Origin of the sequence: Psychrobacter sp., from assembly GCF_041554015.1 — a bacterium.
Classification (GTDB): Bacteria; Pseudomonadota; Gammaproteobacteria; order Pseudomonadales; family Moraxellaceae; genus Psychrobacter.
The window spans coordinates 1-12,344 of record NZ_JBFFMS010000010.1 but is presented as its reverse complement, the minus strand read 5'-3'; the positions used below and the strand labels follow the sequence as shown (position 1 = coordinate 12,344).

11 protein-coding genes are annotated in these 12,344 nt (G+C 42.8%); 9 read left to right on the top strand and 2 right to left on the bottom strand.

Annotation, left to right across the window (positions count from 1 at the left end; translation table 11 throughout):
- Positions 1-26 precede the first annotated feature (26 nt).
- The 8 genes from ABYU67_RS04605 (at position 27) to ABYU67_RS04570 (ending at position 8,947) form a co-directional block, all read left to right on the top strand.
- Positions 27-1,547 carry a catalase gene (locus tag ABYU67_RS04605; protein WP_372843876.1) on the top strand — a complete coding sequence of 507 codons (1,521 nt, stop codon included), beginning with the start codon at positions 27-29 and terminating at the stop codon, positions 1,545-1,547.
- Between the two features lie 290 nt (positions 1,548-1,837).
- Complete coding sequence (gene htpG / locus ABYU67_RS04600; RefSeq protein WP_372843831.1) at positions 1,838-3,823, top strand: molecular chaperone HtpG; 1,986 nt, start codon at positions 1,838-1,840, stop codon at positions 3,821-3,823.
- Between the two features lie 346 nt (positions 3,824-4,169).
- On the top strand, positions 4,170-5,651 hold the full coding sequence (locus ABYU67_RS04595) for a C13 family peptidase (protein WP_372843830.1): 1,482 nt from the start codon (positions 4,170-4,172) through the stop codon (positions 5,649-5,651).
- Positions 5,652-5,744: 93 nt separating this feature from the next.
- A complete protein-coding gene (fghA, locus tag ABYU67_RS04590) occupies positions 5,745-6,635 on the top strand; it encodes an S-formylglutathione hydrolase (protein ID WP_372843829.1) in 891 nt (296 codons plus the stop codon).
- A gap of 248 nt (positions 6,636-6,883) precedes the next feature.
- Positions 6,884-7,573 carry a ribulose-phosphate 3-epimerase gene (gene rpe / locus ABYU67_RS04585; RefSeq protein WP_372843828.1) on the top strand — a complete coding sequence of 230 codons (690 nt, stop codon included), beginning with the start codon at positions 6,884-6,886 and terminating at the stop codon, positions 7,571-7,573.
- Positions 7,574-7,672: 99 nt separating this feature from the next.
- Complete coding sequence (locus ABYU67_RS04580) at positions 7,673-8,005, top strand: hypothetical protein (RefSeq protein WP_372843875.1); 333 nt, start codon at positions 7,673-7,675, stop codon at positions 8,003-8,005.
- A gap of 118 nt (positions 8,006-8,123) precedes the next feature.
- On the top strand, positions 8,124-8,435 hold the full coding sequence (locus ABYU67_RS04575) for a hypothetical protein (protein ID WP_372843827.1): 312 nt from the start codon (positions 8,124-8,126) through the stop codon (positions 8,433-8,435).
- Positions 8,436-8,635: 200 nt separating this feature from the next.
- On the top strand, positions 8,636-8,947 hold the full coding sequence (locus ABYU67_RS04570; protein WP_372843826.1) for a hypothetical protein: 312 nt from the start codon (positions 8,636-8,638) through the stop codon (positions 8,945-8,947).
- A gap of 154 nt (positions 8,948-9,101) precedes the next feature.
- Here the strand turns inward: ABYU67_RS04570 and rpmG are convergent, their stop codons facing one another.
- Both rpmG and rpmB read right to left on the bottom strand, forming a co-directional pair.
- The gene (rpmG, locus tag ABYU67_RS04565; RefSeq protein WP_010201403.1) at positions 9,102-9,257 is read right to left on the bottom strand and encodes a 50S ribosomal protein L33; all 156 of its coding nucleotides are present in this window, start codon (positions 9,255-9,257) and stop codon (positions 9,102-9,104) included.
- 149 nt (positions 9,258-9,406) lie between these two features.
- Positions 9,407-9,643, bottom strand: coding sequence for a 50S ribosomal protein L28 (gene rpmB, locus ABYU67_RS04560; RefSeq protein WP_011280972.1), 237 nt, complete (start codon positions 9,641-9,643; stop codon positions 9,407-9,409).
- 485 nt (positions 9,644-10,128) lie between these two features.
- On the opposite strand from rpmB, the gene ABYU67_RS04555 reads away from it, so the two are divergent.
- Positions 10,129-12,344 (top strand): hypothetical protein (locus ABYU67_RS04555; RefSeq protein WP_372843825.1); only part of this gene is annotated, 2,216 nt, incomplete at its 3' end.

Genomic DNA, 12,344 nt, shown 5'->3' with positions numbered 1-12,344 from the left:
CCATGAACAACGATGTGAGCAACGACATGAGCGATAAAAAATGCCCTTACGCACCGACCCAATTGACCATGAGCAATGGCGCACCGGTCGCTGATAACCAAAACAGCATGACTGCTGGCAAGCGTGGACCACTGTTGGCGCAAGATGTTTGGCTGAATGAAAAGCTCGGCAATTTTGTCCGTGAAGTGATTCCAGAGCGCCGTATGCATGCTAAAGGTTCTGGCGCATTTGGTACTTTTACGGTAACTAACGACATCACTAAATATACCCGCGCGGCTATCTTTAGCGAAGTAGGTAAACAGACGGAGATGTTTGCACGCTTTAGTACCGTAGCAGGTGAGCGCGGCGCGGCTGATGCCGAGCGTGACATTCGCGGCTTTGCCTTAAAGTTCTACACCGAAGAAGGCAATTGGGACATGGTTGGTAATAATACGCCAGTGTTCTTCTTACGTGATCCGCGCAAATTCCCAGATTTAAATAAAGCCGTCAAACGTGATCCTCGTACCAATATGCGCTCAGCGACCAACAACTGGGATTTTTGGACGCTACTGCCTGAGGCTTTGCACCAAGTCACTATCATCATGAGTGATCGTGGTCTGCCAGCATCGTACAGAAATATGCATGGCTTTGGCTCGCATACTTATAGTTTTTGGAATACCGCTGGCGAGCGTTTTTGGGTTAAATTCCATTTTATTACGCAACAAGGCATTAAGAACTTGACCGATGCAGAGGCAGCAGCGGTAGTCGGTTCGGATCGCGAAAGTCATCAAAAAGATTTGTATAATGCCATCGAAAATGGCGATTTTCCAAAGTGGAAAATGTACGTGCAAATCATGCCAGAAGCTGAGGCAGATACCGTCCCATATCATCCGTTTGACTTGACCAAAGTGTGGCCAAAAGGCGATTATCCGCTGATCGAAGTTGGTGAGTTTGAATTAAATAAAAACTCGGACAATTACTTTGTCGATGTAGAACAGGCAGCATTTGCTCCCAGTAACTTAGTGCCGGGTATTAGTGTGTCTCCGGATAAAATGCTACAAAACCGCTTGGTTAACTATGCCGATGCGCAGCGTTATCGCGTCGGGGTCAATCATCAGCAAATTCCGGTAAATAAGCCACGTTGCCCTGTGATGAGCAATCATCGCGATGGTTTAGGTCGCGTCGATGACAACTATGGCAGTCGTCCGCATTATGAGCCAAACAGCTTTAGCCAGTGGCAAGAGCAGCCAGACTATGCTGAGCCACCATTAAAAATCGACGGCTATGCGGCGCACTATGATTTCCGTGAAGACGATAGCGATTATTTTAGCCAACCTCGCGCATTGTTTCAGTTGATGAGTGCTGAGCAAAAGCAGGTATTATTTGAAAATACGGCGAATAACATGGCAGGCGTGCCGGACTTTATCCAGTATCGTCATATTCGTAACTGCAACTGGTGTGACGCAGCTTATGGTGCAGGTGTTGCCAAAGCCTTAGGACTGAGCGTTGAAGATGCTATGGCAGCACGTGATTCGGATCCTGCTCGTCACCTAGCCAGCTGCTTGTAATACTGCTTTATGTATAAGCGGCTAATCAGCTAAACGTTATGACAGTTATGACAGTTATGTTAATGACGCCGCCTTAGGAAACTAGGGCGGTTTTTTATGGCTACAGTTTTTTAACTTGGTTTAAGCGGTTTTAGCTTGAAATTTTCTTCCGTGCCCCTATCTGATTAACCAGCCTAACCGTATTGCTGGCAATGGGTTATTAAAGCAATAGTGATACGGTTGGTACTTGAAAATTTGTATGTGATCAGTGCTAAGTACGGCACCTTTGGTATAAATAATAGGAGTTTTTTATGAGTGAACAAACTGCCGTTGACAACCAGAAAGTGGATAGTAAAAACCCAGAATTAAAAAAACATACCTTTGAAGCAGAAGTGGCGCAATTGCTGCATTTAGTGACCCATTCGCTTTATTCGAATGCCGATATTTTTGTCCGTGAGCTGGTCTCAAATGCCTCTGATGCCTGTGATAAGTTGCGTTTTGAAGCGACCAATGATGACAGTCTGTATGAGGATGATGGCGAGCTAAAAATCCGTATCGATATTGATGAAGACGCTAAAACCATTACCTTTACCGATAATGGTATCGGGATGAATGAAATTGATGCGATTGAGAACTTGGGTACGATTGCCAAATCTGGTACTAAAGCATTTTTAGACAAGCTCTCTGAATCTCAAAAGCAAGATGGTCAGTTGATTGGACAGTTTGGGGTCGGCTTCTATTCTGGCTTTATCGTCGCCGATACGATCAGCGTTGAATCGCGCAAAGCGGGCGATAAAGCAGAAAACGGTGTGCGCTGGGTGTCTGATGGCACAGGTAGCTTTACCGTTGAGACCATCAGCAAAGCCACGCGCGGCACCGCTATTACTTTGCACCTAAAAGAAGAGTATTCAGCAGGCGAAGACAGCTATTTAGACCGCGGCAAAATCAAGCGTTTGGTCAATAAATACTCAGACCATATCAGCTTACCGATTCAGATGCGTAAAGAAGTTTGGCAAGAAGATGAGGTTGAAGAGGGCAGCGACACGCCAGCCAATGGTCAAATGGTCTTGACCGACGAGTGGGAAACCATTAATAAAGCCAGCGCCCTATGGACACGCTCAAGCTCTGAGATTGAAGATGATGAGTATGTCGATTTTTATAAAAACATCACTTATGACATGGACGCGCCACTAGCATGGACGCATAACCGTGTCGAAGGTCGTGTGCAATATACTCAGCTGCTGTATATCCCAAAAAAAGCCCCTGTCGATTTGTATACGCGTGAGCAGCAGCATGGGCTTAAGCTGTATGTGAAGCGCGTCTTTATTATGGATGAGGCTGAGCAGTTGTTACCGATGTACCTGCGTTTTGTGAAAGGGGTCATCGATTCAGCCGACTTGCCATTGAACGTCAGCCGCGAGCTCTTACAAGAGTCGCGTGATGTAAAATCTATCCGTGATGGTAATGCCCGTCGTATTTTGACCTTGCTGGCAAGCCTTGCCAATAGCGAAGATAGCGATAAGCAAGAAAAGTTTGCGCAGTTCTATAGCGAATTTGGTGATGTCATTAAAGAAGGTCTTGGCGAAGACATGGGCAATCAAGAGCGCATTGCCAAACTGCTGCGTTATGCCACTAGCACCAATGATAAGGTCGAGACCAGCTTTGAAGATTATAAAGGTCGTATGATCGATGGTCAAAAAGCCATCTATTATCTAACGGCTGACAATCTAGCAGCTGCTAAAAACAGCCCGCAACTTGAGCTGTTTAAGAAAAAAGGCATCGAAGTTATTTTGATGACCAGCCGTGTTGATGAATGGGCGATGAACTTCTTGACCTCATTTGATGAGACGCCGCTACAAAACATCGCTAAAGGTGCGGTAGACTTGGGCGACTTGCAAGACGAAGCGGAAAAGGCAGAAGCAGAAAAAGCGCAAGAGACCATGAAGCCTGTCGTTGATAAGTTAAAAACGGCGTTAGGCGAGCGTGCTAAAGACGTTAAAGTATCAACACGCTTAGTCGATAGCCCTGCGTGTTTGGTGATTGGAGAAGGTGAGCTGTCGCCGCAGATGATTCAAATGCTCAAACAAATGGGTCAGGATGTGCCAGAGAGTAAGCCGACGCTTGAGGTTAACCCTGATCACCCGTTGATTAAAAAGCTAGAGACCAGCGAGCAATCTGACGTCGATTTTGACAAGCTTGCGCAAGTGATTTTCGATCAAGCATTGCTGGCTGATGGTGGTCAATTAGAAGATCCTGCCGCTTATCTCAGACGTGTTAATGAGCTATTGATGAGATAATGTTCAAGGTTTGATAGAAGGTTTTGATAAAAAAGGAGGTCTTAAATTTAAGTCCTCCTTTTTTAGTGGGTTTTTAGGCAAATTTTACAATTCAGCCTTATGCTCTTGACCGACAATCCGTTACAATCGCGATAGATTAGCGAGCTAAAATATTCTTAAGTGATATCGGCGTGCGCTATCTGTCTCTTATATCCACTTCATAATGAATGAAATATAAAAAGATAATCCTATGCCCTGTAAAATGTCCTGTTAAGTAGACATATAACAGACATTGAATGGTATGGATATCAAGATATTTTATCATTGATTTGTTTTATTTCTCTCGACTGGCTAGAGGTCTAAGTCTTTGTCACTTGCGTCATTAAAAACCGTCTCGCTTCAGCGCTTTTCGCTCAATTTCGCTGCCAATATTATTGCAACCTTGTGGATGCTAGTAGGGTCAACACGGGCGTTTTCTTGGGTTAAACCCACCTTTGTCCAGTTTGCGGTTTTCGCGCTATTGGCACTGGGTAGCAATATCCTATTCTCTTGGCTTGCCGCGCCAGATGGCAGTATTTTCAATGAGCAAGGATTGGTCAGCTATCTTATTTGGCCGATGATTATTTTGCTTAGCGGTATTATTCTGGCACGGCGCGCAGGCAATCAAGCGCTGGTTTTTGTGCCTGTTGTACTGTGGTTGGTTGCTGATACTTTATCCGCCTTATTACAAAGCTTGGTACAGTTTTTAGGCAGCTATAGCTGGTTGCCCGATTGGAGTTATTCATTTTTACCGACGCTATTTTTGGTGCTGTTTTTATGGCAGACCTTAGCGTTACTGTGGATATTTTCTCGCCGCCTACGTATACCATGGTGGGAGCGGATCATCGTTATCATCGGTGCTGTAGCTTTATTGACCATTTGGCAGCGCAACGTCGCTGACCAGCCCATATTTAAGCAGATACCGATAGAGCCGGTGTTAGAAGAAGCTGCCTTATATGAGCAGCCGCGTTTATTACAAGAAGCACTTGATCGTATAGATCCTAGCATACCCGGCAAAAGCGACTGGTACTTTATGGGTGTGGCAGGATTCTCTGATCAAAACGTCTTTCGCTCTGAGATCAATAAAGTACGTGAGATGTTTGATGTGCGTTTTGGTACCAGCGGGCATTCATTGGCACTGATTAATAATAACTATACTTGGTTAGATGAGCCGATTGCGACCAAAACCAGTATTTTGCGCGGCTTAAAAAGAATTGGTCAGCAAATGAATGCTGATGAAGATGTACTGTTTATGACACTATCGTCACATGGCGATCAGGACTTTATCCATTTATCGAATCCGCCCCTTGCGATAGATAATTTGGATGCGACATGGCTTCGAGAGTCGTTAGATGCCTCAGGTATTCGCTGGCGAGTCATCGTGGTATCGGCTTGTTACTCCGGCTCTTTTATTGATGAATTGGCGTCGCCCACGACGGTAATGATTACCGCTTCGGCTACGGATAAGATGTCATTTGGCTGTACCAATAGTGCTGAGATGACGTATTTTGGGCAAGCATTTTTTGCTGAAAGTTTGCGTGAAAATACCAGCTTTTCTGCCGCCTTTAAAGATGCCGCTTATCGTGTAAAAGAGCGCGAGCTTTATATGGGTTTTGAGCCATCAGAACCGCAGATGGTGATCGGTAGCCTGATGGAAACGGCGTTGCCTGCATTCGAGCAGGTATTATTTGATAAATCACGACCGCCGCTTTCTCGCATTACAGACAATTCTAATATGGCAACAAGTATCGCTATTGCACCGGATACAGGCGCAGATACTGCTGTCAATGATAAAAATACGACGAACTGATTTTTACTCCATTTTAAATTTTATCAATAAGATGCTTGGTTAACTAAGCATCTGTTTTCAACTATTTTATCTTAGCTAAAGAGGATAATGTTCATGAATAATTCTTATAATCACACTCTGTCAGTCAATACCCAGCTCACGCAAAAAAGTGTCAATCGCTGTTTTGATGGTGAGCAGCGTTATTACAGTCATCAATCAGCGGCTACCAAAACGCCGATGACCTTTAGTATTTATCTGCCTGATGAGGCATTAGCAGGGCAGCGTTGTCCGGCGCTTTTGTATTTATCAGGTCTCACTTGTAATGCGGATAACGTGACGCACAAAGCGCATTTTCAACAAAAATGTAGCGAGCTTGGCATGATATTTATCGCGCCAGATACCTCTCCTAGAAGTAGTGAAGGTAATGAGGTAGCAAACGACGAGCGTTATTTTGTCGGTCAGGGTGCAAGCTACTATGTTGATGCGACGCAAGCGCCTTGGTCAGAAAACTTTAATATGCAAAGTTATATCGTTGATGAGCTATATGACTTATTACGCGCAGAGTTTCCGATTCACAGTATCGGTATTACAGGTCACTCGATGGGCGGACATGGGGCATTATTATTGGGCTTTAAATTCCCTGGTAAATTCGTCAGCGTCTCAGCGTTATCACCTGTGTGCGCTGCCAGTGAGTCGGCATGGGGGCAAGCTGCTTACACAGAGTATTTCGGCGAGAATCAAGCCTTGTGGGCGCAAGCAGACGCTTCCCAGATGATTGAACAAGTCGGTCAGCAGTACTCCAGCATCTTGGTCGATCAAGGGGCGGCTGATGAGTTTTTAGCTGATGGTCAGTTACAAACGTCAAAATTACAACAAGCGTGTATCAATGCTCAGCAGCCTCTAACCTGGCGCTATCAAGCCGGTCATGATCATAGCTACTATTTTATCCAAACTGTCATCAATGACCATATCGAACATCACTGGCGTATGGCACAGCTCAGCTAACGCACCCGCTCGCATAATTCAGTTAAGGTTTTGCAATAGGTCGCACTTATTGCAAAACCCAAAATACTACAAATCAGGCTAGTTAGGCATTTAGCTATATGTCGGCTAAGTTATAAGGTCTGTCGTAATATCTCTACTCAATAACCACTATAAATCCTCATAATCCATTATAATAGATATACGTACTATGCGTATTGTCTGCATACTTCTATAAAATTTTAGTCAAACACCCATTAGGTAGCTCACTTATGATCAGTCCCTCTAAACCATATCTCATCGCCCCTTCTATCTTATCTGCTGACTTTGCTAGGCTTGGTGAAGAAGTTGAGAGGGTATTGGAGTCTGGCGCTGACGTCATCCATTTTGATGTGATGGATAACCATTATGTACCCAACCTGACCTTTGGTAGCATGATTTGTAAGGCGCTGCGTGATTATGGCATTGATGCACCAATCGATGTGCATCTGATGGTGAGCCCTGTTGATAGCATGATTGAGCAGTTTTTGGAGGCGGGCGCTAGCATTATCACTTTTCATCCTGAAGCAAGCTCGCATATTGATCGCTCTTTGCAGCTGATTAAAGATGGCGGCGCTGAATGTGGTTTGGTGCTGAATCCAGCAACGCCGCTGCATTATCTAGACTATGTCATGGATAAAGTCGATCAAATCCTACTGATGAGTGTCAACCCAGGCTACGGTGGTCAGTCCTTTATCGAAGGGACGCTAGAAAAGGTTCGTCAAGTGCGTCAGCGTATCATTACCAGCGGTCGTGATATCCGACTAGAAGTTGACGGCGGCATCAAAGCCAGTAATATCCGCGCCATTGCCGAAGCAGGTGCTGATATGTTCGTTGCAGGCTCTGCGATATTTAATCAAGAAGATTATAAAGCGGCAATCGATGCCATGCGTGTAGAGCTTGCCTTGGCTAATGGAGAATAATGCCCCATATAGTAACTTATACTATAAAAGCTACCTATTATAATAGCCGCTGTATGACCGGGTTTATTAAGCGACACGTCAGCTAGCTCAAGGTAAAATATAAATATGCAAAACACAGAACATCAAAATCAAGATTCATCACGTAGCTTGGTACCCAAAGGTATTACGATTGGCTTAGCGATGTTCGCCCTTGTTCTAAGCCTCGCTGGCTATGGCTTTCGCTTGATGGTTGGCGAAGACGTCGGTGAAGTATTACGCCACGCGGCGGTGATCGTGCCGGCATTTATGATAGGTATTCCTTTTTTGTTTTGGCTCGGTTCACGCCTATTTAACAAGGTTAAAGGCATGCATATTGCCAGCTGGAACGCCATCAGCTTGGGCTATTTAACCTCTTGTATCTCGATGCTGTGGTTAATGGGTACTTATAGTTGAGTTTTTATCAGTATAGATAAAGCGCCTGCATAAATAGTGCGCAATAATATTGATACGCTGTTTTTAAGACACTTTTTAATCGTTAAGTCAGGCTTTATAAGCTTGACTGGAATTTTACATGAGAATCATCCCGACCAGTATTGCCAACATCATTTATCCAAAAGACTTACCCAACGGTTTATTTACCAGCCTAATTATGGCCTGTCTGCTGCTAGGACTGTCGTCACTGCGACATGGTACTGATTTGCAAGGATGGCTACACGTTTTTGAAAACTGGCTGCTGATGTTATTGATAATACCAACCGCGACCGCGACAGTGGCCTTACCGTTTAAATATCGTGATCCGACCTTAGAATTAAAGCTGATGTATTATCTGGGTATGTTTGTTGCCTTATTATTTACCCTAGCAAAACTGCGCTACTGGCGTTAATGACTATCAATTTTCTATAAAACTACGACCATCGAACTTAGATTGTGTAAAAGACTTATAGAACAGCCCTTGAATTATCGTCTCAAAGCGTCCATTGTATGAGTAAGATAGTTTTGCCCGCATGACTGTAAGATTGTGGCTTTATAAGAATAAAGTAGCGCGTTTCTACAGATATAAACGGGATAATAAGGATACAATTAATGCCATATGATATCGATCATGAGATTGAATTAGATAATGATAGTACCGATCAGTTTTCAGGGTTTGCCAAAGAGACCACCCTTGAGCTGGTAGAAGCAGAGGGTGGGAAATTGCTCTTACGTGACGCTGAACAGGATGATGCGCCGCTGATGACCATTGATTTCTCTGATAAATTAAAAGAGATACTCGGCACCGATACGCAAGCGATAGGTCAGCATATGATTCATGCGGCAATCCAAGTCATCATGCAAAAGCAGATGAGTCAATGGCATGCCCATGTCTATGACAAAGAACCGACGCACTATAGTTAATGGTATTTAGATGGACACTGCCTAAATGATGGGTAGTTACACCAGCGATAGCAAACAGACAAATAGCAATCAGTCAAAATAAAGACAATAAAAAAGGGTTTATCAATCGATAAACCCTTTTTTTGTTCAAGTAACACCATTTATAACCATGGGATTATTTGATTTTTGCTTCTTTAAAGATCACATGCTGACGTACTTTTGGATCAAATTTTTTGATTTCCATTTTGCCAGGCATAGTGCGCTTGTTTTTGGTAGTAGTGTAGTAATACCCAGTACCAGCAGTTGATACTAACTTAATTTTATCTCTCATGATGGCTTTCCTGTAAATGAGCGGTCTTCAATCGATAGGTATGGGTCTAAAATATTAAGTCGCAATATAAATATGAATTTCATAGGCAGATTGCTTAAAAACAGTCTAATCAATGATAATTATCAAAAGAGTAGACTGCCAATAATTACTTAAACTTTTTGACCTTGGGCGCGTAGATCTACGAGCACTTTATCGATACCTAGTTTGTCAATGATGCGCATACCTTTGGTAGACACACGTAGACGTACAAAACGATTTTCCGACTCTACCCAAAAACGATGGTTATGAAGGTTTGGTAGAAAGCGACGACGGGTTTTGTTGTTTGCGTGCGAAACATTATTACCCACCATAGGGCGCTTTCCAGTCACTTGGCAAACTCTAGACATGGCGAACTCCTAATCTATGAGGTATGAGGGATTCTCATACCAGTCTGGGCAAGTTGCACGTATTTGCGGCATGGACACAGCAAGCGGCAGCTTTGCACCAAACAAAACTATATGAAGGTTGAGCTGATTTACTGTCATCTAAAGGCAAATAACAGGCAAACCAAATCAGAAAATTTTAAAGCCGACATTTATACCATAAAAGTAATGAATACTCAAATATTTTTGTGATAGTTGTTGGTTTAAAGGGTAGCTATTATACCCTGAAATGAACGCTCTATGTTATTGATTATTTAATAATAAGGATTCACTTTTTAGTTGTAAGTTAAGACAAAAGTCAGTAAAGTCTCAGTTATATATTTAATACAATCTGTTAATACTACTGGCATTATTGTAAATGTATGTATCATTACCAATCTATTAGGATTCTGTGTAATGGTTTTTGCCTGTCCACTTACATAAATGATTGCCGCTGCGGAGTTCCAAACATGTCATACAGCTCATTACCATTTACTTTTAAGTTATTTCAGCTCACTACTTTAACTGGCGCGTTGGCACTAGCTGGTTGTGGGGGTGGTGATGGCACAGACATAATTGCGCCTGCACCTGATTTGGGTGTCAAGCCAGGTACAGGTGATGGGAATAATAATGGCGGTGGTAATGGCGGGGTACAGAATCCAGCTAGTGAACCAGCTTTTTTTATCCAAAAACTTAGCACAGCACCTACTATTATTGAGTTGTCAGATGAAGAAGCCATCTTTACAGTGACTGTTAAAGCAGTTGAAGTAGTCTCTGGTGGGGCAGTTGTTGGTAAAGCTGTCAGCTTACAAGTCAAGAACTCTGAAACCAACGGTATTACTATCGAAGGTCAAAGTGTACAGACTACCGATAATGATGGTAACGCTGTTTATAAGCTCAGGTTGAAACCAAGCGCAGTTGCTGATAAGGGTGCCTTAATTGAAAATGGGTTTACATTAGTAGCTAGCGCTAAGAAAGCAGATGGTACTGCTATCACACCGCAAGAACTAAAGGTTTCGGTAAATAGAAAAGGCAGCGGTGATGGCACGCAGATAGTAGTAAGTAAGTTAACTGTAAAGCCTAATCTCAAGACGAGTTCTGTGTCTAATGGTATTTTAAATCCTTTCGGTGATGCAGGCACCTTTAGTGTTGAAATTAAAGATGAAAAAGGTACTTTGGCTCCTGATGTAACAGTAGGTTTAGGAATTATACCTTTAGAAGGCGTATCTATTAGTCCTGCTAGTCAAGTAACTGATAGTAAAGGCATTGCGAATTTTAATATTAAGATAGATGAGAACCTATCAGAAACTGCACGCGACAACCTATTGAAAGGCATTACTTATACTCTTAATATTCGAGAAAAGAGTGGGGCAAGCAAAAGCGTAACTGATAGCTTAAAAGTGGGCTTGCCTGTTTCTGACTATAATTTAAACGTTACAGGAAATTCAAATAAACTTAGTGCTTATAGTGATACACAAAGCCTTACGCTCACCGCTGCTGCTATCAGTGCGGCTGTTCCTACCAAAATTGAAGGTGCTAAAGTAGCTTTTAGACTGAATAATGCTCCTATAGGGATAAGCTTATCAAGTAGTCAGTTAACTTTAGATAATAGAGGCCAAGCTATTGTTACTTTGTCTATAGCACCAGGATTAAGCGACGCTGAGCGAAAGGCGCTTGCTGAAAATGGCATTAGCTATACTGCCACTCTATCAGAACCTAACCACTCTGTGACAGCCCAAACGTTTGAAAGCTCAGTTGAAATACCGCTCGCAAAAAATATCATTAGTTTTGAAGGAAGCGATAAGAAACAAATCTCAAGCTCTGGTGGTAGTGCTATTGTTAGTTTTAGGGTTAATAATCAAAATGGTGGCGCAGTAGCCAATCAATTAGTTTCAGCGACTCTACCAACTGCTTTGACAAGTAAAGGCTTACTAACTATTGATGGTAGTACTGAACAGACTACTAATGACAAAGGTGTTGTAAGCTACGTGGTACGTGTGCCTGCAGGCCTGAGTGAAGCACAGAAAGCAGCATTAGAAAAAGCCAGTAATTTTGCATTAGCTGTGAAAGCAGTTGAAGCTTCTGGTGCTAGTAGTATGGCGAGTAGCAGCCCAATTGTTATTGGTTCTGAGATTGGTCAAAGTGATATTACGTTAACTGCCCAAAGTATTCCTACTACCGTTAATATCTTAGAAAATCAATTTAAATTGCAAATCGCAGCCAAACGTAAAAATGGTAGCGCTGCAGATGGCAGAACCGTAAAGCTAGTTCTTAATGAAGGTTCGAGTACAGGTGTTACTATTCAAGGTAATCAGCAAACTACTAACGGTAGTGGTATAGCAGAATTTAATATTGCTATTAGCCAAAGTCTAACCCAAGCCCAACGTGATCAACTTATCAAGACAGGCATTGGTTATACTGCTATCGTAACTGATCAAGATGGTACTCAGTCTAAAATTATTCAAACTATTCAGGTGGAGCAACCGTTAAGCGCCATCCAATTTGCATCTATCGAAACACCAACTATTAGCGAGCTTGGTGGTAAAGGTACCATTAGTGTCAAGCTATCGACCAAAGATAAGCAATTACCTGTTACAGGACAAACAGTTGCTATTCAGTTGGGTAAAGTAGCGATTGACTATGGCGTTACCATCAATACAGAATCGGCAATAACTGATTTTAATGG

Coding starts and splice junctions, on each gene's coding strand:
- ABYU67_RS04605 (WP_372843876.1), top strand. CDS start 27: ATGAGCGATAAAAAATGCCCTTACGCACCGACCCAATTGACCATGAGC.
- htpG (WP_372843831.1), top strand. CDS start 1,838: ATGAGTGAACAAACTGCCGTTGACAACCAGAAAGTGGATAGTAAAAAC.
- fghA (WP_372843829.1), top strand. CDS start 5,745: ATGAATAATTCTTATAATCACACTCTGTCAGTCAATACCCAGCTCACG.
- rpe (WP_372843828.1), top strand. CDS start 6,884: ATGATCAGTCCCTCTAAACCATATCTCATCGCCCCTTCTATCTTATCT.
- ABYU67_RS04575 (WP_372843827.1), top strand. CDS start 8,124: ATGAGAATCATCCCGACCAGTATTGCCAACATCATTTATCCAAAAGAC.
- ABYU67_RS04570 (WP_372843826.1), top strand. CDS start 8,636: ATGCCATATGATATCGATCATGAGATTGAATTAGATAATGATAGTACC.
- rpmG (WP_010201403.1), bottom strand. CDS start 9,257: ATGAGAGATAAAATTAAGTTAGTATCAACTGCTGGTACTGGGTATTAC.
- rpmB (WP_011280972.1), bottom strand. CDS start 9,643: ATGTCTAGAGTTTGCCAAGTGACTGGAAAGCGCCCTATGGTGGGTAAT.